This is a genomic window from Flavobacterium sp. W21_SRS_FM3 (genome assembly GCF_052113625.1).
In the GTDB taxonomy this organism is placed as follows: Bacteria; Bacteroidota; Bacteroidia; order Flavobacteriales; family Flavobacteriaceae; genus Flavobacterium.
This window is the reverse complement of record NZ_JBGQOD010000001.1, coordinates 263599-290201: the sequence shown is the minus strand read 5'-3', so window position 1 is coordinate 290201 and position 26603 is coordinate 263599. Positions and strand designations below refer to the sequence as shown.

The following is a 26603-nucleotide window of genomic DNA, read 5'->3' as shown; positions in this document are numbered from 1 at the left end:
AACAAACACAGGCTTTCCCTAACTCAAAATAGTACAAAAGCACGCATTCCATTGCTATTTTAGTTATGTTTGTCTTATAAAACCTATTTAATTTGAAAGTTGTTCATGTTGTAGAGGCGCTTGCCGGTGGAGTTCATACTTATTTCAAAGATCTGTCTGATTTTTTTGGAGATCCAGAAGTAAATAAGAACGTCCAAACAACAATTATATACAGTAGTAAGCGCGAACAAGTGGCTGCTGACAAAATAACAACTCAATTCTCTAAAGGAGTACAACTCATTGAGCTGAATATGGAAAGGGAATTGTCACCGCTTCAAGATTTGAAAACAATATATCAGTTAGCGAAGCTTATCCACAATTTAAAACCAGATGTACTTCATTTACATTCTTCAAAAGCAGGCGTAGTAGGAAGAGTGGCTAGTTTCCTATCCTTTAGAAAACTCAAACTGTTTTATTCGCCTCATGGCTATTCCTTTTTGAGAACTGATATTTCGAATTCGAAAAGAAAACTATTCAAAGCAATAGAAACTAATGCTCAAAGGATTTTTGGGGGACAAACAATTGCTTGTGGAGACACTGAATATACCATTGCTAAACAAATAGGACCATCACATTTAATACGCAACGGAATTAATGTCAATGCTATTGCAAGTATCGTTCAACCAGTTAGTAGCTTTCCCCTAACAATAGGTATTGTAGGCCGCATCACGCATGCCAGAAACCCACAATTATTTAATGACATTGCTTTACGATTCCCAGAGTACAACTTTCTCTGGATTGGTGGTGGGGAATTATCAATGCTATTAACAGCTCCTAATATAACCATTACAGGATGGCTGATCGATCGCGAGCTGGCTTTACAACAATTAAGTACTGTTGCTATTTATTTACAAACTTCTCTGTGGGAAGGCTTGCCTATTGCTGTTTTAGAAGCTATGGCTATGCAAAAACCCGTTATTGCTACTAATATTATAGGCAATAAAGATGTTGTTGTTCCTAATAAAACGGGGTTTTTATTTAATAGTATTGCCGAACTTGACGCTCATTTAAAATTGCTAAACGATGAAAAGAGGCGAGCTGAACTGGGAGCCAATGGTTTGCGAAGGGTACAGGAATTTTTTGATTCGAATGCTAATTTTAAAGCACTACTTGGACTTTATTACCGCTAATTTTTTTTGCTGTAACCAATAACTACCAAAAATTGAAAACCAAAATCCACTAAATGCAATTCCGTCAAAACGAAGTAGAAAATCATCCGTGAGGTTTGACATCAGGAAAATTAAAAAGAAAGAGAAAACAACTGCATTTTTTAAATCCATACCTAAAAAACCAATCCCGCCTATATAAAGAAGCACCACTACTGGTCCGAGAATTCCAAATTTCAATAGAAAGTCCAGAAACTGATTGTGAACAGGGAACTCATACTTGGATAAAAAATGCTGATTCGTCTGCTTGTAATACTTAAATAATTCAGGCTTTCCATCTGAAGCTCCCGTTCCAAAAGGCAGCTTTTTTACTGATAATTCCCAAGTAGATTTCCAAATAGACAATCGGGTTACCAAGGCGTTAAAAATTGTAGATTCAGGATTTTCAATTTCATCTAGTTTTCCTATTTTATCCATATAAGCAAAGGTAACTTTCGAATATTTTTCACTCATATACGGGTTGCTTTGAACGAATAAGAAGAAAATTCCACCCACTAATGCCGTAGTGGCAAGGAATATTTTGATGCTTTTTTTAAAACTGTATTTGTTAGCTATTTCGAAAAAGAAAACAACAGCTACACAAAGCAATACATTGATCAAGGCAACTCTAGTATTGACAAAAAGTACAAAGAAAAATGACAGCATAAAAAGAAATAGTCTTGATCCTTTATCCAATAGTGTTGCGTTTATTTTAAAAGCAGTTATCGTATAATAAAAGTGTATAATGACCACAAAGGCAAGGTGCATATTAAGCGCTGGAGCATGAATACCAATACTGTTAGCAAAAGAATACCCCATTTCCCAAAGGTCGGTTCCTTTTAAGTACTTATTCATCAGATCAGGATACAACACAATAAAACGGACAAAGAAAAATAATACAATGGCCGTAGTAGCAACACTGTAATACCGTAGCAGTTTATTAAAGGCTATCCGCTGAAAATGACCCAGAATAAATAAAGGAAAAACAACTAAAGAAATGCTTTTTTCGATCGATTTTAAACCCAAAGTAAGCGAATCATTATTCCAGAAAAAAAGCAGCTCTAATAAAAGTGGACTAGCAATAACTACTCCTAATATAATAGCTGAATTAGTCCGTTTTAATTTCTTGAAAAAAAGTAAATTGAAGACAGCAAAAACAATAATAATAATCGTACACACTTTCCTAAAAAGCATCGTTGTCGCGATTGCAAACAGCAAGAAGTTGTAGATTTTATTAAAGTTTTTTTCTGAAATATTCATAATACAGGGAATAATAAATGAGTGGGAAAACGCCTATTTTATGACGGATAGCAGTTCCTAAATCGGGTTCAAAAACGCCTTGAACGATAAAATAAGAAAATAAGATTAATAAAATCCATAACTCATACTGATCCCTTTTCCGGTCCTTTAGACATCTTGAAAATCGCACTAATAAAATATAAAACAACAACAACTGCCAGATGATGAAGGCAATAATTTGAGGGGAAAATAAGTGTTTCAGACCATTTAAAGGAATATTTACTGTAAAAAAACCGTAGATAATTCCAATGGTCTCACCATACCAGGTGTCGGGTTTTAAAGGGGAAACAATCATGGAGTTAGCATCTTGCGATACTAATCTAGAACTGTTCACAACTTCCCTACTGCTTTCTGAAAAATGCTTGCCTTTTAATACACCATAACTTAACGACATAAAGATAACAACCATTAATCCATAAAATATTGTAGTAAGGGTTTTGTTTTTAAAATTGACGAAACTGACGGCATACATTACTAAGGCAATAATAGGTATCAAAAGGTAATAAGGCCTATAAAAAATTCCAAAAATTGCTAGAAGCGCCATCGATGTTAGAATGGACTTCCAAAAAGAAATGCTTTCTTTTCTATAAATAAAAACAATTAATGCTACATAATTGAACGTAATAAACTCTTTTGAAGGCATTGACATAAAAATGGCTATCATGAAAAAGCCTAAATACACTAACAAGTTCTTGACGTTCAGTTTTTCAAACTGAGGAGCAATTCCTATTTTATAAAGTACATACATTAAAATTGGATACTGTATCAATGCAATAATTGGAAAATTGAGGTAGCGTAAACCGGTAACCTTATAAAACAATATAGTTAAAGGATAGCTTCCCCAGTAACCTATTTCGTGGCCTTTGTCGTAAGCTATAATGGCTGCATCATAAAAAAAACGAGCAGGTAGAATATAAAATGCCGTAACTGCTACCAATAAATTGATAACAAATAATAAAATAAAAGTGGCTTTATTTTTCCGGATATGCATTGTACTATTTATATAAATTTCCCTTCAATTAATTATATTCAACTCTATATCTTAATTCAGATACACTTTCACCTTATCTTTTTTATAGATAATTATCGTGGCACACAAATTCCAAAAAAAGGTACTACTTACAAAAGCAATTGCTGCTCCTATCATACCGTATTTAGGAATTAAAAATCTATTCAAAATAAAATTAATCAAAACAGCAACAAGCAAAGTTCTTTGAAAGGTAGCCTGTCTACCGGTCATGTTTAAATATACTGTAGCTGTTCCAAAGATGGAACAAATTCCTTGTCCTACAATTAAAATGAGTAAGGCAGTAGTAGCCACCTTATAATTTTCTCCAAAAAATCCTAATAATTGATTTGAAAGTAGACACATAATTAGAGTAACAGGTGCTGTGATCACTACAATTAAACGTACACTTTTTTTGATGATGCTATGCATTTCAATGTCGTTTTTAGTTGCAAAATACTCGGCTATTTTTGCAGAAACCGTGATATTTACAGTTAAACTAATCATTGTTAACAACGTCATGATTTTAACCGCAATAGAGTAAAAGGCAACTGTAGCATCATCATGGTATATTTTTAAAAAAAGGATGTCAAAACTCATTAATAAAAACAGCGCCATGCCGCTAACAGCAATGGGATAGGATTTTAAAGTTATTTCTTTATAAGAAAAAGATGTACTGTTAGCAGTTCCTTCCATTTTATGGAAGAAGTACATAATAAAAAGGGTGGTTATGATGGCCAATAAAATAAAACCATACAGAAATATTTCGGCTAGATACGTTTCTTTGCCATACTTTAATAAGAATATGGATCCCAATATGACAGGCAGGTATTTTATGGTATTTCTAAATAATTCTGCTAAATAAAGATGATCAAGTGCTCTAAAAACCTCTGTATTAAGAACTGTTACTGCGTATAAAAAGAGTATTGCTGTTGATTTTAATAGAATAGGATAAACTCCCGTATCGTCAAAAAAAGTTGTAATCCATGCCTTATCTATGATCTTGAATAATAAAAACAATAGTAAGGAGCTTAATAATACTAACACCATCATTTTAAAATAGGTGTTTTTAAACCCATCTAATGAGTTAGTACCACTTAATCTTCCTTTAAAATAAAGTATGGATTGATCACAGCCAAGCAAACAAATACTCCCTATTACAAATAAATAAGAACGTACAAAGTCGTACTGTCCAATGACATGAGGACTGAAGTTATGGGTTAAAAAAAAAGTAAAACCAAATAAGACAATTACCCCAAAAATACGCAGTAGTAACGTAAATAGGCTTTGCGTCACAAGACTGTCCATGTTCTTTTTTTGAAGATAATATCGTATTGTTTCTAACATATGGTGTATTATCATTCTTAAATCAAAATGAGTTGCAGGGAGCGTAAATCAAAATTATTTTTGATTTACTTTTAGCGCTTCTTTTCGATAAAAAGAAATAAATAAACGGATAAATAAAAATAAAGAAAGTAATACTAGCGGTAAGACTAATTTTAATTTCCCCTGCAGGGCTTTATTGTTTATACGGTTTAAAATAATCGCCTTGTCATTGATTATTTTAGAAGAATTGTACAAATCGATTTTTAAAAAACCCATTATATTCGTTAACGAGTCTTTTGTTCTAAGGATATCATTCAGCTGCGAGTTTTCATTGTAATAAACTAATTTATCACTCTTTCGGTCAGTTGTATTAGCTGTGAAATTGCTAATAATGGCATCAATTTGTGAAATAATTTCTTCCTTGATTTTGATTTTTTGTTGAATAGAGTTAGTGTTTATTTTTTGAAATTCACTAAAATAATTGCTACTGTTTAGATACGCTAATATGGGTTTTATTGTAGCTGTTTGATCTACCTTACCTTTTGTCGAAATATGGATGCTGTGAAATGCATAATTTTTGCTCGTTGCTGTCTCTTCAATGGCTGATTTTAAATCGCCGTTTTGAGCCATTAATTGTAACAACTCAATGTTTTGACCATTAGTGTTGATAAACTTATAAACATCCACAATAGGCTCTATTGTAATTTTACTAATATTTGATGGGTCCTGAATTCCAATTGATTTTAAAAACGGCATATCGTTCTGTTCAATTTTAGATTCGATAACATCAATTTTAGAATACAAATAATCAGTACTCTCAAAATTAGGTTCTACAATAATTTGATGATTATAATTATTAATATGTGTATCAAAATACAAGCCTACACCAAAACCAAGAAGTAGTAAAAAAACAATAATAAGACTGTTTTTAACAACAAACTGAATACTTTTAAAAAGCATTGCACTGATCCATTGGAAAAAACTGCCCACTTTATTAAAAAGCATAAATAAATCGATCTCTTGATTATCTTGATTTTGGGGTACGTTTGTACTCATCTATTCTTTATTTTGTGTTGAAAATTTGTTCCAAAATCTTTATGGTAATCAAATAAGTTGGTTTAACTCCTGTTGTACCCAGTCCTCCTGAAGCAAGTGTACTTCCTGTTTCTAGTGGGTTATCTGATGCGTAATACGCATACCTCACTTTAATGTCGTGTGGCACACTTTTTCTAATTTTTGATGCTGATTGAATTGCTTTTTGGTAATAAGAACCTTCCATTTCTAATCCAATAACTCCCCATGTTGATTGATGGAAGAATTTCAATAAGTCTCTATTTTGTAACGAAGTTCCTAAAACAGTCACCATGGCGCCTGCAAAAACAGCAATATCGTTGCCCTCAAACATTTCAGCTGTTAGTTCGTTTTCAAAAAAGTAATTATCAGCAGTACCTTCATTGATGTGTGCATTAGGAATCATAATATCTCCTTTTCCACCTTCTAGAATTCCTGCTTTACCCATGATTGAAACCGACTCCACATTTAATAAAATATCTTTCTTAAATGGTTTTAATAACTCGTCAATAGTTTCATATGCTTGTTCTCCAAAAGCATAATCCATTACGATAAGAACGGGTTCTTTGTCGCCAAGCTTTGCATTAGGGAATGATGATTTAGCCCAATTGATTTTGGCTGTATCAAAAATTTGAACGTCAATATTTGTTCCTGAAGTATCTGGTAACGAAATCATCCCGTGCTTCAACGCTACTTCTTCAACTTTATTTCGTACTTCGTGTGCACCTGATTTGCTTAACTCTTCATAAATAAAGAAATCAGATTTGTCTTTGAATTGCGTTTTTAAGACCGTAGTGGCAAAAATAGAGTTCATAACTGAGTGCATATTCGCACTAATAACATGAATAGGGCGATCTAATAAGCCATTTTCTTTTAAAACTTCCTTGATATTAGTCGCCCAGATTTCTCCATGAATATGGTGTCCTAAACGTTCTCTTAAAATCGGGCTAAATGTAATAGTACGCTTATTATTGCCTACAATCTCATCGATAGCTAATTTACCCAACCAGAAAATCACATGTAAAAAACGGTCTGGCGCAGCCTCTGAACCAAAAGAGTCGTAGATATTTAATACTTCCTCAAAAGTTCTTCCCAGAATATTTGCGGCATGCGAAATCGCTTTTTCTTTCTCTATTAGCGATAACTTTTTAGTTTGAGAAACGGCTTGTTCTAGCTTCATCCAATCACGAGAAACTTCTCCAGCTTCATCTAGTAAAACCCTATTTCTAATTTTGTGTGATTCGATAAAAATAAATGTCAAGTGCGTCAAAATATCATAGATATCTGATCGTCCACGTGTAATTTCAACATTCATTTGCTCTTCGTCAATTCTATAACAATTGCGTCTTCTCTTTGGAGGAACAATTGCTTTGAAGTGTGATCTAGAATAGCCTTCATCCGAGGTTAGATTAATAAAACGACACTCCTCAATTCCTACAGGAAGGCGTTCTATCACATATAAAAGCCCGTTAAGTTCTACTTTTTCTTCAGCAATATTTCCATAAATTTCAGGTCGTAATGCTAACAATGCTTCTCTCAAAGTATCTCCTGAAATACCCATCGGTTTGTAAAAACCTCTATTGAATAAATGACGCATTGTAATGTACATTTTTTCAATCGCTGCTGATGATTCCTGTGCTCTAGATCTTGATATATTTTTAGTCTCTTTCATTTCTTATAATTTTCTAACCTACAAAGGTAATTCTTTTATTTTGTGTTTAATAAATCAACAATTTTTCTGTCATTAGACAACCTTGGTATTTTATTTTGTCCACCCAGTTTTCCTATTGATTTCATGTATCCTTGAAAACCATTTTTGGCTACTTTAGTAAGCACTACTTTTTGCAAAATATTACCTACTATTAAGTCGTCATAATACATGTTTTGTTTTCTCATGGCATGGTCTATCGCTTCCGCAAAAGCAACTACGTCCTGGGGTTCCTGTTCAAATTCTACAAACCATTCGTGATACGGTAAGCCGCTTTTAGGATTGATTTGCGGTGCTACTGTAAACTCGTTTACTCTAACATTTGTATCTTGCATGGCTTCTTGCAAAGCGCTCTCTACTTCTTTACCAATGACATGTTCTCCAAAAGCTGAAATATAATGCTTGATCCTGCCCGAAACAATCACGCGATACGGTTTTAAAGAGGTAAACTGCACTGTGTCACCTATATTATATCCCCATAGACCTGCATTGGTAGAAATAATTAAAACATAGTTAACACCAAGCTCTACTTCTCCAATAGTGTAACGTCTGGGCTGGTCATTGTAAAACTCGTCACTTTTTACAAATTCATAGAAAATACCCGCTTTTAAAAGCAGTAGCATTCCTTTTTCTTTTTGTGAATCTTGGTAAGCAAAAAATCCTTCTGATGCAGGGAAGAGTTCAATACTATCTACCTTTCGACCTATAAGATTTTCAAATTTAGCTCTGTAAGGTTCATAATTCACTCCCCCGTAAATAAACAAATTGAAATTCTTAAAGATATCTCCTACGGCCTTCCCTCCTTTTTGCTGTAAGCGTTCAAAATACATTTGAACCCAAGAAGGAATTCCTGAAATTACTGTCATATTTTCGTGGAAAGTCTCTGCAACAATGGCATCAATTTTAGTTTCCCAGTCGTCAATACAATTCGTTTCAAATGAAGGCATGCGGTTTTTTTGCAAATATTTAGGAACAAAATGCGCTACAATTCCAGATAGTCGGCCAAATTGTATGCCGTGCTTTTCTTCTAAAATAGGACTGCCTTGTAAGAAAATCATTTTTCCATCTACAAATTCGGCCTTGCCAGTTTCATGAATGTAATGTAAAATAGCATTACGGGCCGCTGTGATATGAAAAGGCATTGATTCCTTAGTTAGCGGAATATATTTTGCTCCTGAAGTTGTTCCTGATGTTTTTGCAAAATAAAGAGGCTTCCCTTTCCAGAGTATGTTTTCTTCTCCTTTAACTACTTTATCAACATACGGTTTTAAGTCCTCATAATCTCTAATAGGCACTTGTTTAGCAAAATCCTGTACTGATTTTATTTGGTCAAAATGATGGTCTACGCCAAATTGGGTATTTTTTGCCTCTTTAATTAATGCTTTAAAAACAGCCTCTTGACTAGCCACTGGATTCATTGCCCAAGCCTGAGTTTCTTTAAATATTTTTTTAGCAAACACCTTTGCTGCAACAGATTTTATTGACATTATGGTTGGGGTTCTTTTAAAATAAGAGATTCTACTCCTATTTAGATTTTTTTGAAGTAGCTTTTTTTTCTTCTTTATTTACTTGATTTCGCAATTCTATTTCTGACTCTGAAGCCGTAAGTTTTACTTGTGGAGCAGGTTCATCATTAGTAGCTAATATAGAGTCTTTATTAAATTTTGCATATTCTAATTCACCATTAAGCACTTTTTGGATGGACTTGATATAGGCTTCATTTTTCTTCAATGCTATAGTCAATGAATCAGATTTTAAGGCCAGTTCAGTAGCATCTTTTTTTAATTTAGAAGAAGAATAGCCTGGTATAAATTCTCGTAGTGGCGTAAAGGCAATAATTACAGTCGTAATTGAAATTAACAATATAGCACCAATAGAAGCCACAACAAATACGTTCATCAGATTTAATTTAAAAGAAAATATTTCTTCAAAAGTATCCTCGTTCAAAATAACCAAGCGGTTTTTAATGAATAATTTATTGTGAAGTTTCTTTCTTTTTAATCTTTTTCCTGCCATATTTTTTCTTTATGTTACAAATATAATAATTAAAGTCAATGATAGGACTTCATGCGCTTACTTCACTAATAAAGCACCTTTATATTTATTTTTAATATATCTTTAACTTAAGAGGAAATAAATAAATGTCTTAAAATGAGCGCACATAAACTTATTCTATTTACCTTTGTCGCTACATTTATTAAAAATTTGCTTAGGCAATAAATTATTCAATCATGGGAAGATTTGGTGTTACAGAAATCCTAGTTATTTTAGCAGTTGTTTTATTACTTTTTGGAGGTAAGAAAATTCCAGAATTAATGAAAGGATTAGGAAGCGGAATTAAAGAATTTAAAAATGCCGCTAAAGACGATCAGTCAGCTGATAAAAAAGAAGATACTAAAGAGTAATTCTTTATACTACAAAACATGAAAGCACTGCCCAATAGTGCCTCATAAGGTAATCCCAAATCCCAATTAGTGGTATTTGGGATTTTTTTTGTTGTTGCTTTTTGAAACATAAGTTAAATTAAGTTTAACTTTATTAAAAATTAAACGCTATTACTGATGAAAAATTTTAAGCTTTTGTTTGCCTTTTTGATATGTGTTCAAAGTAGTTACTGTCAAGATATCACTGGTTCTTGGTCAGGGGAAATTAAGGTACAAGGTACTATCTTACCTTTAATTTTTAATATTGTAAATAACAATACTGGCTTAACTTCAACCTTAGACAGTCCGGCGCAAGGTGCCAAAGGCATTGCAGTTACTTCGACTATTTTCAAAGATAATGAACTGCTTATCCAAGCTGCTAATTTGAATTTAGAATTTAAAGGGATCTATAAAAACAACCAAATTGATGGTGTTTTTTCACAAGGAGGCCTTCAGTTACCAATGGTTTTAACTAAAAAGGCTACTCCCTCCGTTGTGATAAATCGTCCACAAGAGCCTAAACCCCCATTTACTTATACAGTAGAAGAAGTGTCATTTGTAAACCCAAAGGATAAAAACACCTTAGCAGCTACATTAACGACACCTAAAAATAAGGCTACTTTTCCCATTGCTATAATGATTACAGGTTCTGGTTCTCAAAACCGTGATGAAGAAGTTTTTGGGCACAAACCATTTTGGGTAATTGCGGATGATTTTGCTAACAAAGGAATCGGGGTATTGCGTATTGATGATCGTGGCGTTGGGCAATCTTCAAAAGGATCGCATGAAGACACTACTGAAAATTTTGCTTCAGATATTAATACCGCGGTAACTTTTTTGAATAACAAAGGATTTGATAATGTAGGACTTATAGGCCATAGTGAAGGCGGTTTAATTGCTCCTATGGTTGCGGCAAAAAATAAAAATGTTAAATTTATTATTGCTATGGCAGCACCAGGGATTCCGGTAGACCAATTATTATTATTACAAACAGCCGCTGTTTCAAAATCGCAAGGAGCAAAAAATGAAGAAATTACATCTAGTACGATGTTTAACCAAAAAGTATACGCTTTCATTAAAAATTATTCTGCCTCAAATCTAAAAATGGATTTGAAGACCGTTCTTATCGCCGAATTAAAAAAATTACCCAAAGAACAAGCAGTGCCACAAGATAAGCTAGACGATTTTGTTGAAAGTCAGTTGCAACAACTTAGCAGTCCTTGGTTTGTTTATTTTTTAAAATGCAATCCAGGTGCTTATTGGTCTAAAATAACTATTCCAGTATTAGCTATTAATGGTACAAATGATGTCCAAGTCACCGCTACTGAAAACTTAAAAGGAATCGAAAACTCCCTAAAGAAAGCCAATAATAAAAATTTTGAAATCCAACAATTTGACGGTTTGAATCATCTTTTTCAAGACGCAAAAACTGGTGCAGTTTCCGAATATGCAACCATAGAACAAACCATTTCGCCAAAAGTTCTTGACAAAATGAGTACCTGGATTTTAAATAAATAATAATAGATAGTCTCTATTAAATTTGAACTAGTCTAACCTATACATTGACTTCATCAGTTCTATAGGATCACTAACTATTATTTTTTTACTAATGATATAAAAGTAAAAATAAATTAATTTCCGAAAGATATTACTTGTTATATTTACCTTCTAAACATAAAAGTAATTTATATGAAAAAAGGGTTTTTGTCATTAGTAGCTTTGGCTACTTTTGGATTAAGTAATGCTCAGATGAAAGAAAAGGGGACTTTAGAAATAACTCCCAAAATTGGTATTTCTTCATACGCTGAATATGATAATAACAATCATACTGATAGCAATTCGGGTGTTGCATTTGGTGTCACAACTGACTATTATTTTAACAATCGCTGGAGTTTACGTTCAGGAGTGAGTTTTGATAAAATGGGCGGTGAATACCAGTTCAATGGTACTATAGAAGATAAAATAAATTATATAAGTATTCCTGTGAATGCCAATTGGCACTTTGGAAGTACCCGTAAGTGGAATTTAAACTTTGGACTTAGTCCTTCATTCTTAACAAGTGCAACTACGGAGGGAGTAGATATTAAAGATGGTTTAGAATCTTTTCAATTAGGTTTATCCTATGGTATTGGTTATAAAATAGAAGTTACTCCAAAATTTGGTGTTTTAATCGATATGCAATTATTTAGTGGTTTAACCAATATTTCTGCAGATAGAAACTTTGATTATAGAAATTCAGGGGGTGGATTCAATGTGGGCGCTGTTTTAGAATTATAAAAAGCAAAATCAAAAAAAAAGTCCTGATTAAATCAGGACTTTTTTATGTTATTAAATCACCATCGTCAATTGAATGCGCTTTCTATCCTCATCGACCTCTGTTACTTTTACCTGAACATGTTGGTGTAGCTTCACCACTTCATTAACGTCGCTTACAAAGCCTGCTTTAAGCTGAGAGATATGAACTAAACCACTTTCTTTCACTCCTATATCTACAAAACAGCCAAAATTAGTTATGTTGTTCACAATTCCAGGCAGTATCATACCTGATTTTACGTCTTTTATCGTTTTTACATTGGGGTCAAATTCAAAAACTTTAGCTGATTTTCTTGGGTCCAGTCCCGGTTTTTCTAATTCTTTGATAATATCTTTCAGTCCTAATAACCCTATTTCGGGAGTGATATAGTTCTCTGGCTTGATTAAGGCTGTTTTCTCTTTATTGGCAATTAAATCATTGACCGTCAATTTTAAATCCTTGGCCATTTTCTCAACAATTCCGTAAGCTTCTGGATGTACGGCCGAGTTATCTAATGGATTTTTAGCGTTCGAAATTCTAATAAAAGCTACTCCTTGTTGGTAGGCTTTTTCACCTAAGCGCGGCACTTTTTTTAATTGTTTTCTATTATCAAAAGGACCGTTTTCCGTGCGGTAAGTCACAATATTTTCGGCTAGCTTCTCTCCTATTCCACTCACATAACTTAGTAAGTGTTTACTAGCGGTGTTGATATTTATCCCAACCGAATTCAAGCAACGTATTACTGTATTGTCTAGTTCTTCTTTTAATTTACTTTGATCTACATCATGCTGATATTGGCCTACACCAATGGCTTTTGGATCAATTTTTACTAATTCGGCCAAAGGATCAGAAAGTCTTCTTCCAATAGAAACTGCTCCACGAACCGTTACATCATAATTAGGAAATTCTTCCCGAGCAATTTTTGAAGCTGAATATACTGATGCTCCTGCCTCAGAAACGATGAAAACGTGTACCGTTTTATCAAAAGCAATTTTCTTTATAAAGAATTCGGTTTCGCGAGAAGCGGTTCCATTTCCTATAGAAATTGCATCAATGTTGTATGCGTTCACCATTGATTTTATTTTTTTCATCGCCATCGCCGTTTCATTTTGTGGCGCATGTGGATAAATGGTTTCGTTGTACAACAAATCTCCTTTTTCATCCAAACATACTATTTTACAACCACTTCTAAAACCCGGATCAATAGCTAAAATTCGCTTTTCTCCTAATGGAGGCGCTAGCAATAGTTGTCCTAGATTATTAGCAAAAACTTGAATCGAATTAGCATCGGCTTTAGCTTTAGCTTCCTGCAAAGCTTCATTAGCAATCGCTGGATTTAGTAATCTTTTATACGAATCTTCAATAGCTAATTGTACCTGCGGTGTGCTTTTACTTTGTCCTTTTAAAACCAGTGCATCAATAATATCATAGGCTTCATCAAGATCTACTTCGACTTTAAACTTAATAAAACCTTCTTTTTCAGCACGCAGCATAGCCATCAGTCGGTGGGATGGTGCTTTGGTTAATGACTCTGACCAATCAAAATATTGATTGAATTTTTGGGCTGCTTCGTCGTCTTTTTTGGTTTTGACTACCTTAGTGGTAATCGTAGCTTTGCGTTCATACAAGCGACGCAATTGTTTACGGACATAGATGTTTTCATTTATCCATTCGGCAACAATATCCCGAGCACCTTGCAGAGCGGCCTCTTCATTGATTACATTATCATTTAAGTATTTTGTTGCAATAAAATCGACATCATCATTATTCTGAGCCATGATGATTTTAGCCAAAGGTTCTAAGCCATTTTCACGAGCTACATCTGCCTTCGTTTTTTTCTTCTTTTTAAAAGGCAAATAAAAATCTTCTAGTTCTTGCAAATCAAAGCTTTTATCAATTTTAGCAAATAAGGTTTCATTCATAGCGCCTTGCTCCATGATTGATTTTAAAATAACTTCCTTACGTTTCACAATTACTTCATACTCTTTTTGAAGTTTTGCTATATTTTCTATCTGAACCTCATCTAAATTTCCTGTGGTATCTTTTCGATATCTGGAAATAAAAGGTATAGTACAATCTTCTTGTAATAGTTGAACCGTTTTTTGAATATTTACCACTGCCGTTGAAACAGTTTTGGCTATAAATTGTATATTAGTCATTATTATGTTGGAATAATTTTTAAAATCTGTTTATTAAAAATAAAGTTGTGTCCTTATTTTTTAGCTAAAATAATAGCTTTAAAATTAAATCAAATAGCAATTATGTCTTTATTATATGTTTTTATCATACTAAATGTTTTTGCGTTTTTAATTACTGCTTATGACAAAATATTAGCTGTAAAACGTAAAAAAAGAATTTCTGAAGATACGCTGCTGACCTATGCCGCTATTGGTGGCAGTATTGGTTCTGGTATTGCCATGTATCTGTTTAGACATAAAATTACTAAAAGATATTACCTCTTTAAATTTTATCGAATTGTAGTTGTCCAAATAGTGGTGCTTGCTATCCTTCAGTATTTTGGAATAATTGAAGAATACTACACTATAAACTTCAAGTAATCGAAGTAGTTAATCATTTATAAATCATCAATTTAAGTGTATTTTAATATTGCATTTTTTTTACTATCTGTTATTTATAAAAGCAACAATGCCTTCCCTAAAAAACAAAAAAACCGCAACACGCACTGTAATAAAAAGTGGTACTGCGGTTTTTATATAGCAAGCAATGCTTAACTACAAGCAATTTTATTTACTCTATTTTGGTGTCTTCCTCCTTCAAAATCAGTTGTTAAAAATGTTTCAACCATTTCTACCGCTTGAGGAATAGAAGTATAACGTGCGGGAATACTAATCACATTAGCATCATTATGTTGACGTGCTAACGCTGCTATTTCTTTAATCCAACATAAAGCGGCACGAACTTTAGAATGTTTATTAACAGTCATTGCAATTCCGTTTCCACTTCCGCAGATAACAATTCCAAAATCTGCCTTGCCTTCTGAAACGTCTGTAGCTACAGGATGCGCAAAATCTGGATAATCCACACTTGCCGTTGAGTCAGTACCATAATTTGTAACTTCGTAGCCTTTTGCTATTAACATTTCAACAATTGCTTTTTTATAATCTGGACCAGCATGATCGTTTCCTATTGAGATTCTCATTATATATGTATTAAGTTGTGTGAGGCAAATTTACCAAAAACAATTTTGGATTTATAAAGCATGGATTTTTTTATTTGTTAAAAATACTCAGTTAGTACCAGCATACCATTACAGCACCTTATAACTAACAGATTACTATGTATTTATGACTTATCAACAATTTGAAATAATGCATAAAATATTGATTATCAGTAAATAATTAGAAATTTAATTGTTAAAAATATACGTTGTTAATAGCTAAATCTAAACACTTGATATTCAGTTAACTTTAAGTTAACATAAAATGTTGATAAGTTGAGATAGAAAATAAGAACTATTTTTTGGTAATTTCTAAAAAAAATGTAATCCAAAACCGACTTTTAAAATCCTAATAAAGTTTGCTGAATTTTTAGAAAAGTTATTAATACTCAAAATATGTTTATCAACATAAATTTTAAAAATACTTATTTACAATTTCAAACTATTTTAGTTTATCAACCGTTGTTAATTAAATTAGGATAACGCTTAAAAATAAGTACTTTAAATCCATTTAACATTGTTAATAACTCCCGATAAAAGGATAAAACTTCATTTCAAACCTTTTTATCAAAAATTTATAGTCACTATTAACAAGCTATAATACCCATTAATAAATAATTTAAATTTAATTTTTCTTTTTGTTGTATTATATATGTGTTGACAACTTTCAAAAAAATTAAACGATTTTTAAATTGTTATCGTATTTCATTTCTTGAAGAATTGCTTTAACGGTTGCAAAATCGTTTGGATGAATTTTAAGTTTGATTCCGCCAAGTGCAGTTGAATACATTGGAGCAAATGAAGACATGATTTCATTCTCAAAAAAGTATTGCAATCCCTCTTGATCTAATCGATGTTTTAGGATTTCAATTTCATGGATGTAGTCAAAGACTGCGATAGTTATAAATGTTTCCATATTTTTCATCTTTTCATAAAGATACAACTATCTCTCTAAAGTTATATTTTCTTTAAAACTCCGTGCTATTTTCTTATAACTGTTAACTATTTTGTAATTTTCAACTTTTAAGAAAAGATTTATGAGTAAAAGATTAAGAAAGCCGGTAAAAAAAGAGAAAGATTTCTCAGATAAAATTATAAAAATACTATCGCAAAGTGCTAATAAAGCATTCAATTATAAACAAATAGGAGCTAAGTTAGAGCTTGATGATACCCAGAGTAGAAATCAAATTATAAAAGATTTGAAGATTTTAGCTTCACAAAATAAGATTATTGAGTCTGAACCTGGAAAGTATTTGATAAAAGCAGCGAGTCAAGATTATTACGAAGGTAAAATTGATATGACAGGCCGTAAAACAGCTTACTTTGTATGTGCTGATTTAGAAGAAGATGTTTTTATTCCAACCAATAATTTAAATCATGCTTTAGACAAAGACATTGTCAAAGTATATGTGTATAACCGCAGAAAAGGGAAACGTCCTGAAGGTGAGGTTATTGAAGTAATAGAACGAAATAAAACGGATTTTGTGGGAGTTATTGATATTCAAAAGAATTTCTCTTTTGTATCAACAGCCAACCCTAAAATGTACACTGATATTTTTATACCAAAAGATAAAATAGGTGAGGCAGAGCAAGGAGATGTAGTATTGGTGCATATCGAAGATTGGCCTTCAAGAGCCGATTCTCCTTTTGGTGCTGTGATAAAAGTGTTAGGAAAACCAGGAGAACACGATACAGAGATTCATGCTATTTTAGCCGAATATGGTTTACCATCTGAATTCCCAATTGAGGTTGAGACTTATGCGCAAAAAATTGATACTTCGATTACTGAAGCTGAAATTGCTAATCGTAGAGACATGCGTGATACGCTAACTTTTACCATTGATCCAAAAGATGCTAAAGATTTTGATGATGCGTTGTCGTTTAAAAAATTAGAAAACGGAAACTACGAAATTGGTATTCACATTGCCGATGTTTCCTATTATTTAGAAGAAGGAACAATCTTAGATGATGAGGCCTATCAGCGTGCAACATCGGTGTATTTAGTAGATAGGGTAGTGCCTATGTTACCAGAGGTGTTGTCTAATTTTGCTTGTTCACTGCGTCCACAAGAAGAAAAATATACGTTCTCAGCTGTATTTGAAATCTCTGAAAAAAGTGAAGTTATTAACCAATGGTTTGGTCGAACAGTAATTTATTCAGATCAACGTTTTGCTTACGAAGAGGCGCAATACATCATAGAGACAAAAGACGATACCATTCCGGAAGAAATTTCGATTACGGGTAGTTCCTATCAAGTTTCTCCAGAAATTGTCGCAGCAACGCTTAAATTAGATGAATTAGCAAAGATTTTTAGAAGAAAAAGAATGAATGATGGTGCTATTTCATTTGATAAAGTTGAAGTGAAATTCAATTTATCCGAAGAGGGTGAACCAGAAGGCGTTTATTTTAAAGTGTCTAAAGATGCCAATCATTTGATTGAAGAATTTATGCTTTTAGCCAATAAGAAAGTGGCAGAATACATTGGAAAACAAAAGAAAACTTTTATTTATAGAATTCACGACGAACCTAATGAAGACAAATTGTTTGCTATGCAAGCACTGATAGGAAAATTTGGTTATAAAATTGATTTCAAGCAAGGGGATGTTTCTAAAGCCTTAAACCAGTTAATGGCGGATGTTAATGGAAAAAAAGAACAAAATTTAATCGATACTTTGGCTATTCGCTCGATGAGTAAAGCCAAATACTCTACTGATAATATTGGTCATTACGGACTAGCATTTGATTATTATTCTCACTTTACTTCGCCTATTCGTCGTTATCCTGATGTTATGGTACACCGTTTGCTACAGTTTTATTTAGATGGAGCTAAGTCAGCTGATGAAGAATTGTATGAAACCAAATGTTTGCATTGCTCTACGATGGAAGGATTGGCCACAAATGCCGAAAGAGATTCGATTAAATACATGCAGGTAAAATACATGCAAGATCATCAGGATCAAGAGTTTTTGGGTGTAATTTCAGGTGTTACTGAGTGGGGAATTTATGTCGAAATTATTGAAAATAAATGTGAAGGTATGGTACGTATTCGTGATATAAAAGACGATTATTACACCTTTGATGAAAAACAATATGCATTAGTTGGAGCTACTTCAGATCAATTATTACAATTAGGTGACGAAATCTTCGTTAAAGTTAAAAATGCCGATTTAGTTAAAAAACAATTGGACTTTAATTTTTTAAGAAGAATAGGTGAAACCGAAAAATAAATAAAAGACTAATTATGAAAAAATTATTGATAGCAGCCATTGTGTTGTTAACGCAAACAACATTTGCTCAAGTAACTAAAAATTTAGGAGACTTCAATACAGTTAAAGTATTTGATAAATTAAATGTAAAATTAATTGAATCTTCTGAGAACAAGGTTGTTATTTCTGGAAACAGACAAGATGAAGTAGAGGCAGTCAATAACAATGGCGAACTGAAATTAAGAATGCCGTTCCCCAAACTTTTGTCTGGGAATGATATTTCCATAAAGTTGTATTACAAAAGTATAGATGGTGTAGCAGCCAGTGAAGGGGCTTATGTTTCTAGTGATGAAACTTTTGAATCTACAATCATGGATTTGAATGCAAGAGAAGGAGCAGAGATTCATTTAAATTTAGATGTTGATAAGGTCAATATTAAAGCCGTTACTGGTGGAATTATTGCAGTTTCAGGTAAAGCAATTAATCAAGATGTCGTGCTAATGACAGGTGGAATTTTAGAATCAAAAGACTTAGTTACTTCACAAACCTCAATAAGCGTTTCTGCGGGAGGAAATGCTGAGATCTATGCTACGACTTTAGTGGATGCCAAAATCAAAGCAGGAGGGACTATTTTTATCTATGGTAAGCCTAAACAAATAAATAAAGAAACATTACTGGGCGGGAAAATTGAAGAAAAAAATTAAATTGCAATCTTTTTAGTCTAAATAAATTTCAATTTGTAATGATTAACGATATTTTATCAGGTATTCCGTGGGGAATTTTCTTAAGCTTCATGGTGGGCCCTGTCTTTTTTATTTTACTGGAAACAAGTATTATAAAAGGATTTAGAGCAGCTTTAGTTTTTGATTTAGGTGTTGTTTTAGGGGATATTTTCTTTATTGCAATTGCTTATTTAGGGAGTTACCGATTGATCCAAAGTTTACAAGACAAACCCGCTTTATTCATTTTTGGTGGTATTATCATGTTTGCGTATGGCGTAATTTCTTTTTTAAGTTTACGCAAAGAAAAGAAGATAAATACAAAAGATATCGATAAAGAAATCATCAAGAAAAATTACATTAGTCTTTTTGTCAAAGGTTTTTTATTGAATGTTATTAATATAGGGGTTTTAGGTTTTTGGATGGCTGTAATTATCTCAGTAGGGCCTAAATTAGAAATGGAAAACTCTAGAATGATGACCTTTTTTAGTACTGTAATCATTACGTATTTACTAATTGATTGCATTAAAATACTTTTAGCAAAACAATTAAAATCCAAGATGACACCTTCAAACATTCTTAAAATTAAGAGAGGAATAAGTATCGTACTGATGATTTTTGGTTTAGTTTTAATAACACAAGGTTGGTTTCCACAAGAGAAAGAAATGGTTAAAAATGCTTTTCAGAAAATAGAAAAGCAACATTAAATTTTTATAAAATTGATTTAAACCGCTCTAATTGAGCGGTTTTTTTATGCTTAAAATTGGACAGATTTTAGATTTTACTGTAAAGAAATTTAGAAATGTTAGGTTTATTAAAGTATACCAACTAGATATATTTAACTACCTATTGTATTTTTCAGTATAATTTTATCTAACATTTATTTTGATTTCTGACTGAATATTAATTAGATAATGGTTAGATATTTTCACAAATCTCCGTGGCTTTTTTGTGAAGTTCTGCGAAGCAATTCTCTAAAATTCAATTATAAAAAAAACCTCCAATTTTCCTTGAAGGTTTTAGAGGTATCGTGCGGATTCGAACCTAATATTTATATAATTTTTCTAAAAAATTCAACCATAAAAAAAACCTTCAAGTTTCCTTGACTGTGTAGATAAATCGGTCGAATTCGAACCTAAACTTTATATAATTTTTCTAAAAAAATAACCATAAAAAAACCTCCAAGTTTCCTTGACTGTGTAGATAAATCGGTCGAATTCGAACCTAATCTTTATTTAATTTTTCTAAAAAATTTAACCATAAAAAAAACCTCCAATTTTCTTGAAGGTTTTAGAGGCATCGTGCGGATTCAAACCTAATATTTATATAATTTTTCTAAAAAATCCAACCATAAAAAAACCTCCAAGTTTCCTTGAAGGTTTTAGAGGCATCGTGCGGATTCGAACCGCAGTAGGAGCTTTTGCAGAGCCCAGCCTAGCCACTCGGCCACGACGCCATTATTGAATGGATGGCAAAAGTACTTAAAATCTTTATTGTTTAAAAGGCTAAAGCGCTATTTTTTTAAAAAAATATAGTATCTTACACAGTATGAATACTTTATTTTTAATTTTCTAACTGCTTTTTAACTTCTGTATTCTTCTAATTCAATAGTTACCGCTTCTACATCACCACCAATAGGAGGGTTGATTTTTGAAACCGCTAATAATATTCTAGATACTTCTGGGATATCATTAAATACTCTGGTAATAATTCTATGCGCCACATGTTCTAGTAAGTGGGAGCGAATAGCCATTTCTTCTTCAACTATTCTGTTCAACAGTACATAATCAACGGTGTCATTTAAGTCGTCTGAAATGCATGATTTTCTCAAATCAGTTTTAATTTCTAAATCTACTGAGTAATCTGATCCTATTTTACCTTCTTCAATTAAACATCCGTGGTAGGAATACGTACGGATGTTCTTTAGTTTTATTGTTCCCATTTTTTTATTTCTTTTGAAGTAAAAGTTTCCACTTTGTGTATTAACTTTAAACGTTAAAGCTTAAACTTTTTTTTACCTTTGCTAAAATAAAACAAAATAATGTCAACTGAAGAAAAATCACTCCATTTTATAGAACAAATCATAGAAGAGAACTTAACTAACGGTTTTCCTCAGGATGATTTACGTTTTCGTTTTCCACCTGAACCTAATGGTTATTTGCACATTGGTCATGCTAAATCTATATGTTTACAATTCGGTTTAGGATTGCGTTACAATGCACCTGTTAATCTTCGTTTTGATGATACGAATCCTGCTAAAGAAGAACAAGAATATGTAGATGCTATTAAGGAAGATTTGCAATGGTTGGGTTTCCAATGGGCCGAAGAACGATATGCGTCTGACTATTTTCAACAGTTGTATGACTGGGCGGTTCTAATGATACAAAATGGTAAGGCTTATGTGGATAGTCAATCTTCTGAAGATATGGCTGCCCAAAAAGGAACACCTACTCAACCTGGAGTGGATGGTCCCTATAGAAACCGTTCAGTTGCAGAGAATTTAGCCTTGTTTGAAGGTATGAAAAACGGTGATTTTCCGGAAGGAAGTCATGTTTTACGTGCTAAAATTGATATGAAATCTACTAATATGTTAATGCGTGATCCTTTGATGTATCGCATTTTACACCGTCATCATCACCGTACAGGAACTGTTTGGAAAATTTATCCAATGTATGATTTTGCTCATGGAGAAAGTGACTATATAGAACAAATTTCGCATTCCATTTGTACCTTAGAATTTGTAATGCACAGGGAGTTATATAACTGGTTTTTAGATCAGATATATGATGAAAATAAAGTAAGGCCGCATCAATATGAATTTGCTCGTTTGAACCTTAATTATACGGTTATGAGCAAACGTAAGTTGTTGCAATTAGTTCAAGAGAATATTGTTAATGGTTGGGATGATCCTAGAATGCCTACTATTTCAGGTTTAAGAAGACGAGGATATACCGCAAACTCTATTCGCAAATTTTGTGATATTATAGGTGTTGCTAAACGTGAGAATGTAATTGATTATTCTCTATTAGAATTTTGTTTACGCGAAGATTTGAATAAAACAGCTCCTAGAGTAATGGCGGTTTTAGATCCAGTTAAGGTGGTAATTACTAATTATCCTGAAGGTAAAGAAGAATCATTGGAAGCAGAAAATAATCAAGAAGATGAAGCAGCAGGTTATAGACAGCTTCCATTTTCTAGAGAATTGTACATAGAAAGAGAAGATTTTCTTGAAGTGGCTCCAGCCAAATTTTTCCGTTTGAGTATAGGTAATGAAGTACGTCTTAAAAACGCCTATATTATTAAAGGAGAATCTGTTGTTAAGGACGCTGAAGGGAACATTACAGAAATTCATGTAAGTTACGATGAGGACAGCCGAAGTGGAAGTGGGAGTGAAGCTTCACAACGTAAAGTAGCAGGTACTTTGCACTGGGTTTCTATAAAACACGCTATTCCAGCAGAAGTTCGTTTGTATGATCGTTTATTCATAGATGAAGCACCTGACAGTCATAAAGAGAAAAATTTCTTAGATTTTATGAACAAGCATTCTTTAGAAACCGTAACTGGTTTTATGGAACCAAGTTTAGCTACAGCTACAGTAGGTGATAAGTTTCAGTTTCAACGTTTGGGTTACTTCAATGTTGATAAAGACTCCACATCTGACAAGATTATCTTTAATAAAACTGTAGGATTGAAAGATGCTTGGGAAGAAAAAGGGAAGAAAGAAGCTAATGTATTGATGGCAACTCAAAAAGAAATCAATAAATACGTTAAGGAAAAAGATGCAGTTGCATCACAAAACATATTAGAAAGTATCATAAGCAATATTAAAAGTATTGACAATTATAGCTTGATCAATCAAACGATTGTAAAGAATATTAAGAATGATAATAACGCCTTACTTTTTGCTAATCTAATTTTGCTTAATTCAGATAAAATTAGTTCAAAAGATATCGATGCTGAATCTTTACAAAAATTATATGGTATGTCTTTGAAAAGTCAATTAGCTGGTGTTCGAATAGTAGCTCTTGAAAATTTAATAAATGATGTTGATAATAGTACCGATTTCAAAAGTCAGATTTTAGAAATGAAGGAAAAAGAGAAAAACGAAAATGTTTTAGCACTTATTAATAGTTTTGAAGTATAATTTATAATTATAGATTTTATCAATTAAAAGCATCCCATCAGGGGTGCTTTTCTTATTATTGATTAATTTGATGTTCTTTAAATTTTACATAGATTTTAATGATTAAAAACTAAGCCCATAAATCGTTTTTAAAACCATTTTTTACTTTTTACATCAATTAATATCTCTTAGTTAGAAATCGTTTAAAAAAAGTCTTTATTTGGATTTTAATGCTACTATAAATGACTTTTACTGCTTATTAACTGTAAAATGTTAATAAAATTTGTATCTTTATAATAATACTAATCTAAATTGAAAAATCATGTCAAATCATAATGGAAATACTTTACTTGCACTTGTAACTGGAGTAGCAATCGGTGCTGGAGTTGGAATTTTGTTTGCACCGGAAAAAGGAACTAAAACGAGATCAAAAATTAAAGATGGTTATAAAGGGGCAAAAAAAGATTTTAAGCATAAGTATGAAAACTTGTCTGAAGAGATGAAACAAAAGTTAACAACTGCAAAAATAGATCTTGAAGAAACTTATGAAGATTTAGTTTCTAATATGAGTCATAAGACAGAAGATGTTATTTCATTTCTAGAAATTAAATTAGCTGAGCTAAAAGAACAAAATGCTAAACTTCAAAAGAAATAAATCATCACTGAATTAAAAATTAAAATATGGCTTTTGAAGAATTAAAAGAAAACACTGAAAATATTCAAGACCAAGTAAAGTCATACATTGATAGCAATATAGCTTATTATAAACTCAGGAGTTTTAAAGTGGCAATGAAATCCACTACTGCAATTCTTAAATTTATGCTTATTGTTTTGTGTTTAACAATGGTTTTAATATTTTTTTCAATTGCACTGGCTTTTGGTCTAAGTGCAGTTTTTAATAGTTATGCTTATGGTTTTCTTTCGGTAGGAGGGCTGTATCTGATACTTACTTTACTTTTATTTTTAATTAAGGATAAAATTGTAGAGGGTCCTATTTTAGAAAAATTTTCAGAAATATTTTTTAACGATTAAATCATGCAAACTAAAAAGTATTCATCGTACGCTCAAATAGACAGTGAGCTAGAAATTCTTAAATTAGAAAAGGAAATAAGTCATCAAAAGGTGATTTTAAGTATTAAACAAACAAAAAAGAGCTTAAGTCCTCATCATATTATAAACAACTTTGTAGGCTCGTTTAAAGAGGGATTTAAAGGCTCTTATGCGAGTATATTAAACTTACTTATCCCCATAGCAATTAAATGGATTATAAATAAAAAAAGAGGCCGTTAAGCCTCTTTTTTTTATTTTATTATGATTCATCATCTTCATCTTCATTCTCATCAGCATCATTCATCTCTATAACAGGAGTGGTATCTTTGTAATCAGGTCTCGTTTTCTCTTTCTTTCTATTTCCTTTTTTCATCATTTCTCCCACCTGGTTAGATGCACTAAAAGAGGCTACCATGTTATTAAGCATTTCACTTCCCGCTTGTGGAGAATTAGGTAATAAGATTAAGTTAGAGTTTGTATCTGCACCAATAGCTTGCAATGTGTCATAATGCTGTGTCACTACGATAAGGGCAGAGGCTTCTTGAGAATTAATGCCCACTCTGTTTAAGACATCTACACTTTCTACTAAACCTCTGGCAATCTCTCTTCTTTGATCAGCAATACCTTGACCTTGTAAACGTTTGCTTTCAGCTTCTGCTTTGGCCTTAGCTACAATTCTAATTCTAGATGCTTCTGCTTCAAATTCTGCTACAGTTTTTTCTCTATCTGCAGCATTAATTCTGTTCATTGCATTTTTTACTTGAATATCTGGATCTATATCAGTTACTAGCGTATTGATAATGGTATATCCATATGTTGTCATAGCTTCATTTAATTCTCTTTTTACAGCAATGGCAATGTCATCTTTTCTTTCAAATACATCATCAAGCTTTAACTTAGGAACTTCGGCACGTACTACATCAAATACATAAGATGTAATTTGATCGTGTGGGTATTCTAATTTGTAAAAAGCGTCATACACTGTTTCTTTAACTACCATAAATTGAACTGACACTTTCAATTTGACAAAAACGTTATCTTTTGTTTTAGTTTCGATGATAACATCAAGTTGTTGGATTTTCAAATTGACACGTCCAGCAATGCGATCAATCAATGGAATTTTAAGATGTAAACCCGACTGTCTAATACTTAGATACCTACCAAAACGCTCTACAATAACTGCAGTTTGCTGTTTAACAGTAAAAAAGGAGGAGAGTAAAATAAAGAACCCCAAGACAAGAATAATAAGTAAAGCAATGTTCATAGTTTTTATAATTTAGTTTAAAAATTACTGTTAAATTACGAAATTTCTTTAGGTTTGTCTTACTTATTTGATTTATATGCAAAAGATAACATTTAGTTTACTAGTTCTTTTTATTTCCTTGTCTCTTTCTGCTCAGTATAATTATAGAGATGCTAACCGAATTGGTATTACCATTGGTGCAAATCAATTTGATTTAAACACTGATAACTTTCCAACAAATCCTGAAATGGGGTGGAATGCAGGACTATCTATAAGAGGAAATTTTTATAATAATTGGGATATGGTTTATGCTTTACAGTTCAGTGAAACTAATTTTACTATTCCTACTACGAAAGCTGGTGTAGTGAGTGAAAATGTTAACTATAAATTAGCTGCGGCTCAAATAGCTCTTCAATTAAGTTATGTAATTATAGAAAACCATTTAACAGTTGAATTAGGTCCATTAGTTCAAGTAAATGGTAAATTTAAAATTGATACTGATCAGCAGAATAATGCTATTAACGGTACGACTTTACTAGCCAAAGATATTGTTGATATTTCTAAATTTAATTTTTATCCAACTATAGGAGTAACAGCAGGGGTGAAGCACTTTAGGGTAAACCTCTCGTATCAATATGGAATTAATAACATGCTCGATAACTTGAACAAGGATAATGCAACTTACAATTTCAAGGGTAATGCAAGCATAGTAAATGCAAATGTTATCTTTTATTTATAAAAAAAGCTTCCGTTATAACGGAAGCTTTTTTGTAA

General features: G+C 32.3%; 25 protein-coding genes and 1 tRNA gene. 13 read left to right on the top strand and 13 right to left on the bottom strand.

What is annotated here, in order from left to right:
- Positions 1 to 92: 92 nt before the first annotated feature.
- On the top strand, positions 93 to 1169 hold the full coding sequence (locus ACEN2K_RS01295) for a glycosyltransferase (RefSeq protein ID WP_441757501.1): 1077 nt from the start codon (positions 93 to 95) through the stop codon (positions 1167 to 1169).
- On the opposite strand, the gene ACEN2K_RS01290 is transcribed toward ACEN2K_RS01295, so the two are convergent.
- From ACEN2K_RS01290 to ACEN2K_RS01260, 7 genes are read right to left on the bottom strand one after another with little or no spacing between them, the layout of a single operon-like run.
- Positions 1146 to 2444 carry an O-antigen ligase family protein gene (locus ACEN2K_RS01290; RefSeq protein ID WP_441757500.1) on the bottom strand — a complete coding sequence of 433 codons (1299 nt, stop codon included), beginning with the start codon at positions 2442 to 2444 and terminating at the stop codon, positions 1146 to 1148. The genes ACEN2K_RS01295 and ACEN2K_RS01290 overlap by 24 nt on opposite strands.
- Entirely contained in the window at positions 2419 to 3474 is a 1056-nt protein-coding gene (locus tag ACEN2K_RS01285) for a hypothetical protein (protein ID WP_441757499.1), read from the bottom strand. The genes ACEN2K_RS01290 and ACEN2K_RS01285 overlap by 26 nt, the downstream gene beginning before the upstream one ends.
- Before the next feature lie 51 nt (positions 3475 to 3525).
- Positions 3526 to 4836, bottom strand: a complete 1311-nt coding sequence (locus ACEN2K_RS01280) for an MATE family efflux transporter (RefSeq protein WP_441757498.1) — start codon at positions 4834 to 4836, stop codon at positions 3526 to 3528.
- Positions 4837 to 4890: 54 nt separating this feature from the next.
- Positions 4891 to 5871, bottom strand: a complete 981-nt coding sequence (locus ACEN2K_RS01275; protein WP_441757497.1) for a hypothetical protein — start codon at positions 5869 to 5871, stop codon at positions 4891 to 4893.
- Positions 5872 to 5878: 7 nt separating this feature from the next.
- Positions 5879 to 7558 (bottom strand): DUF6909 family protein, encoded by a 1680-nt coding sequence (locus ACEN2K_RS01270; RefSeq protein WP_441757496.1) that lies wholly within the window; start codon positions 7556 to 7558, stop codon positions 5879 to 5881.
- Between the two features lie 35 nt (positions 7559 to 7593).
- Positions 7594 to 9081 carry a GH3 family domain-containing protein gene (locus tag ACEN2K_RS01265; RefSeq protein WP_441757495.1) on the bottom strand — a complete coding sequence of 496 codons (1488 nt, stop codon included), beginning with the start codon at positions 9079 to 9081 and terminating at the stop codon, positions 7594 to 7596.
- A gap of 37 nt (positions 9082 to 9118) precedes the next feature.
- On the bottom strand, positions 9119 to 9610 hold the full coding sequence (locus tag ACEN2K_RS01260; RefSeq protein WP_441757494.1) for a peptidase: 492 nt from the start codon (positions 9608 to 9610) through the stop codon (positions 9119 to 9121).
- Positions 9611 to 9825: 215 nt separating this feature from the next.
- Between ACEN2K_RS01260 and tatA the strand changes: the two genes are divergently transcribed.
- The 3 genes from tatA (at position 9826) to ACEN2K_RS01245 (ending at position 12294) form a co-directional block, all read left to right on the top strand.
- Positions 9826 to 9999 carry a twin-arginine translocase TatA/TatE family subunit gene (gene tatA, locus ACEN2K_RS01255; RefSeq protein ID WP_441757493.1) on the top strand — a complete coding sequence of 58 codons (174 nt, stop codon included), beginning with the start codon at positions 9826 to 9828 and terminating at the stop codon, positions 9997 to 9999.
- Positions 10000 to 10155: 156 nt separating this feature from the next.
- The gene (locus tag ACEN2K_RS01250) at positions 10156 to 11535 is read left to right on the top strand and encodes an alpha/beta hydrolase family protein (protein ID WP_441757492.1); all 1380 of its coding nucleotides are present in this window, start codon (positions 10156 to 10158) and stop codon (positions 11533 to 11535) included.
- 171 nt (positions 11536 to 11706) lie between these two features.
- The gene (locus ACEN2K_RS01245) at positions 11707 to 12294 is read left to right on the top strand and encodes a porin family protein (RefSeq protein WP_441757491.1); all 588 of its coding nucleotides are present in this window, start codon (positions 11707 to 11709) and stop codon (positions 12292 to 12294) included.
- 51 nt (positions 12295 to 12345) lie between these two features.
- Here ACEN2K_RS01245 and ACEN2K_RS01240 read toward each other — a convergent pair whose 3' ends face one another.
- Positions 12346 to 14469, bottom strand: a complete 2124-nt coding sequence (locus ACEN2K_RS01240; RefSeq protein WP_441757490.1) for a Tex family protein — start codon at positions 14467 to 14469, stop codon at positions 12346 to 12348.
- 102 nt (positions 14470 to 14571) lie between these two features.
- On the opposite strand from ACEN2K_RS01240, the gene ACEN2K_RS01235 reads away from it, so the two are divergent.
- Positions 14572 to 14868, top strand: coding sequence for a DUF1294 domain-containing protein (locus ACEN2K_RS01235; protein ID WP_441757489.1), 297 nt, complete (start codon positions 14572 to 14574; stop codon positions 14866 to 14868).
- Positions 14869 to 15038: 170 nt separating this feature from the next.
- On the opposite strand, the gene rpiB is transcribed toward ACEN2K_RS01235, so the two are convergent.
- Both rpiB and ACEN2K_RS01225 read right to left on the bottom strand, forming a co-directional pair.
- A complete protein-coding gene (rpiB, locus tag ACEN2K_RS01230; protein ID WP_441757488.1) occupies positions 15039 to 15470 on the bottom strand; it encodes a ribose 5-phosphate isomerase B in 432 nt (143 codons plus the stop codon).
- A gap of 694 nt (positions 15471 to 16164) precedes the next feature.
- Entirely contained in the window at positions 16165 to 16404 is a 240-nt protein-coding gene (locus tag ACEN2K_RS01225; RefSeq protein ID WP_441757487.1) for a DUF2007 domain-containing protein, read from the bottom strand.
- Positions 16405 to 16525: 121 nt separating this feature from the next.
- On the opposite strand from ACEN2K_RS01225, the gene rnr reads away from it, so the two are divergent.
- From rnr to ACEN2K_RS01210, 3 genes are read left to right on the top strand one after another with little or no spacing between them, the layout of a single operon-like run.
- Positions 16526 to 18715, top strand: a complete 2190-nt coding sequence (gene rnr / locus ACEN2K_RS01220; protein ID WP_441757486.1) for a ribonuclease R — start codon at positions 16526 to 16528, stop codon at positions 18713 to 18715.
- 14 nt (positions 18716 to 18729) lie between these two features.
- A complete protein-coding gene (locus ACEN2K_RS01215) occupies positions 18730 to 19398 on the top strand; it encodes a head GIN domain-containing protein (RefSeq protein ID WP_441757485.1) in 669 nt (222 codons plus the stop codon).
- Positions 19399 to 19436: 38 nt separating this feature from the next.
- The gene (locus ACEN2K_RS01210) at positions 19437 to 20120 is read left to right on the top strand and encodes a LysE family translocator (RefSeq protein ID WP_441757484.1); all 684 of its coding nucleotides are present in this window, start codon (positions 19437 to 19439) and stop codon (positions 20118 to 20120) included.
- Positions 20121 to 20798: 678 nt separating this feature from the next.
- On the opposite strand, the gene ACEN2K_RS01205 is transcribed toward ACEN2K_RS01210, so the two are convergent.
- Both ACEN2K_RS01205 and folB read right to left on the bottom strand, forming a co-directional pair.
- Positions 20799 to 20869: transfer RNA gene (locus ACEN2K_RS01205), tRNA-Cys, on the bottom strand.
- 126 nt (positions 20870 to 20995) lie between these two features.
- A complete protein-coding gene (gene folB, locus ACEN2K_RS01200) occupies positions 20996 to 21355 on the bottom strand; it encodes a dihydroneopterin aldolase (protein WP_441757483.1) in 360 nt (119 codons plus the stop codon).
- Positions 21356 to 21454: 99 nt separating this feature from the next.
- Between folB and ACEN2K_RS01195 the strand changes: the two genes are divergently transcribed.
- The 4 genes from ACEN2K_RS01195 (at position 21455) to ACEN2K_RS01180 (ending at position 24826) form a co-directional block, all read left to right on the top strand.
- Positions 21455 to 23557 (top strand): glutamine--tRNA ligase/YqeY domain fusion protein, encoded by a 2103-nt coding sequence (locus tag ACEN2K_RS01195; RefSeq protein WP_441757482.1) that lies wholly within the window; start codon positions 21455 to 21457, stop codon positions 23555 to 23557.
- A gap of 301 nt (positions 23558 to 23858) precedes the next feature.
- Positions 23859 to 24191: a YtxH domain-containing protein gene (locus ACEN2K_RS01190; RefSeq protein ID WP_441757481.1), complete on the top strand. Its 333-nt coding sequence runs from the start codon at positions 23859 to 23861 to the stop codon at positions 24189 to 24191.
- Positions 24192 to 24217: 26 nt separating this feature from the next.
- On the top strand, positions 24218 to 24568 hold the full coding sequence (locus ACEN2K_RS01185; protein WP_441757480.1) for a phage holin family protein: 351 nt from the start codon (positions 24218 to 24220) through the stop codon (positions 24566 to 24568).
- A gap of 3 nt (positions 24569 to 24571) precedes the next feature.
- The gene (locus ACEN2K_RS01180; RefSeq protein WP_441757479.1) at positions 24572 to 24826 is read left to right on the top strand and encodes a DUF6327 family protein; all 255 of its coding nucleotides are present in this window, start codon (positions 24572 to 24574) and stop codon (positions 24824 to 24826) included.
- A gap of 19 nt (positions 24827 to 24845) precedes the next feature.
- Here the strand turns inward: ACEN2K_RS01180 and ACEN2K_RS01175 are convergent, their stop codons facing one another.
- Positions 24846 to 25850: an SPFH domain-containing protein gene (locus ACEN2K_RS01175; protein WP_441757478.1), complete on the bottom strand. Its 1005-nt coding sequence runs from the start codon at positions 25848 to 25850 to the stop codon at positions 24846 to 24848.
- Between the two features lie 76 nt (positions 25851 to 25926).
- On the opposite strand from ACEN2K_RS01175, the gene ACEN2K_RS01170 reads away from it, so the two are divergent.
- Complete coding sequence (locus tag ACEN2K_RS01170) at positions 25927 to 26568, top strand: outer membrane beta-barrel protein (RefSeq protein WP_441757477.1); 642 nt, start codon at positions 25927 to 25929, stop codon at positions 26566 to 26568.
- Positions 26569 to 26603 lie beyond the last annotated feature (35 nt).

What these genes read in the sequence shown, in the direction of transcription:
- ACEN2K_RS01290 (WP_441757500.1), bottom strand. Translation starts at nt 2,444, where the DNA reads ATGAATATTTCAGAAAAAAACTTTAATAAAATCTACAACTTCTTGCTG.
- ACEN2K_RS01285 (WP_441757499.1), bottom strand. Translation starts at nt 3,474, where the DNA reads ATGCATATCCGGAAAAATAAAGCCACTTTTATTTTATTATTTGTTATC.
- ACEN2K_RS01280 (WP_441757498.1), bottom strand. Translation starts at nt 4,836, where the DNA reads ATGTTAGAAACAATACGATATTATCTTCAAAAAAAGAACATGGACAGT.
- ACEN2K_RS01275 (WP_441757497.1), bottom strand. Translation starts at nt 5,871, where the DNA reads ATGAGTACAAACGTACCCCAAAATCAAGATAATCAAGAGATCGATTTA.
- ACEN2K_RS01270 (WP_441757496.1), bottom strand. Translation starts at nt 7,558, where the DNA reads ATGAAAGAGACTAAAAATATATCAAGATCTAGAGCACAGGAATCATCA.
- ACEN2K_RS01265 (WP_441757495.1), bottom strand. Translation starts at nt 9,081, where the DNA reads ATGTCAATAAAATCTGTTGCAGCAAAGGTGTTTGCTAAAAAAATATTT.
- ACEN2K_RS01260 (WP_441757494.1), bottom strand. Translation starts at nt 9,610, where the DNA reads ATGGCAGGAAAAAGATTAAAAAGAAAGAAACTTCACAATAAATTATTC.
- tatA (WP_441757493.1), top strand. Translation starts at nt 9,826, where the DNA reads ATGGGAAGATTTGGTGTTACAGAAATCCTAGTTATTTTAGCAGTTGTT.
- ACEN2K_RS01250 (WP_441757492.1), top strand. Translation starts at nt 10,156, where the DNA reads ATGAAAAATTTTAAGCTTTTGTTTGCCTTTTTGATATGTGTTCAAAGT.
- ACEN2K_RS01245 (WP_441757491.1), top strand. Translation starts at nt 11,707, where the DNA reads ATGAAAAAAGGGTTTTTGTCATTAGTAGCTTTGGCTACTTTTGGATTA.
- ACEN2K_RS01240 (WP_441757490.1), bottom strand. Translation starts at nt 14,469, where the DNA reads ATGACTAATATACAATTTATAGCCAAAACTGTTTCAACGGCAGTGGTA.
- ACEN2K_RS01235 (WP_441757489.1), top strand. Translation starts at nt 14,572, where the DNA reads ATGTCTTTATTATATGTTTTTATCATACTAAATGTTTTTGCGTTTTTA.
- rpiB (WP_441757488.1), bottom strand. Translation starts at nt 15,470, where the DNA reads ATGAGAATCTCAATAGGAAACGATCATGCTGGTCCAGATTATAAAAAA.
- ACEN2K_RS01225 (WP_441757487.1), bottom strand. Translation starts at nt 16,404, where the DNA reads ATGGAAACATTTATAACTATCGCAGTCTTTGACTACATCCATGAAATT.
- rnr (WP_441757486.1), top strand. Translation starts at nt 16,526, where the DNA reads ATGAGTAAAAGATTAAGAAAGCCGGTAAAAAAAGAGAAAGATTTCTCA.
- ACEN2K_RS01215 (WP_441757485.1), top strand. Translation starts at nt 18,730, where the DNA reads ATGAAAAAATTATTGATAGCAGCCATTGTGTTGTTAACGCAAACAACA.
- ACEN2K_RS01210 (WP_441757484.1), top strand. Translation starts at nt 19,437, where the DNA reads ATGATTAACGATATTTTATCAGGTATTCCGTGGGGAATTTTCTTAAGC.
- folB (WP_441757483.1), bottom strand. Translation starts at nt 21,355, where the DNA reads ATGGGAACAATAAAACTAAAGAACATCCGTACGTATTCCTACCACGGA.
- ACEN2K_RS01195 (WP_441757482.1), top strand. Translation starts at nt 21,455, where the DNA reads ATGTCAACTGAAGAAAAATCACTCCATTTTATAGAACAAATCATAGAA.
- ACEN2K_RS01190 (WP_441757481.1), top strand. Translation starts at nt 23,859, where the DNA reads ATGTCAAATCATAATGGAAATACTTTACTTGCACTTGTAACTGGAGTA.
- ACEN2K_RS01185 (WP_441757480.1), top strand. Translation starts at nt 24,218, where the DNA reads ATGGCTTTTGAAGAATTAAAAGAAAACACTGAAAATATTCAAGACCAA.
- ACEN2K_RS01180 (WP_441757479.1), top strand. Translation starts at nt 24,572, where the DNA reads ATGCAAACTAAAAAGTATTCATCGTACGCTCAAATAGACAGTGAGCTA.
- ACEN2K_RS01175 (WP_441757478.1), bottom strand. Translation starts at nt 25,850, where the DNA reads ATGAACATTGCTTTACTTATTATTCTTGTCTTGGGGTTCTTTATTTTA.
- ACEN2K_RS01170 (WP_441757477.1), top strand. Translation starts at nt 25,927, where the DNA reads ATGCAAAAGATAACATTTAGTTTACTAGTTCTTTTTATTTCCTTGTCT.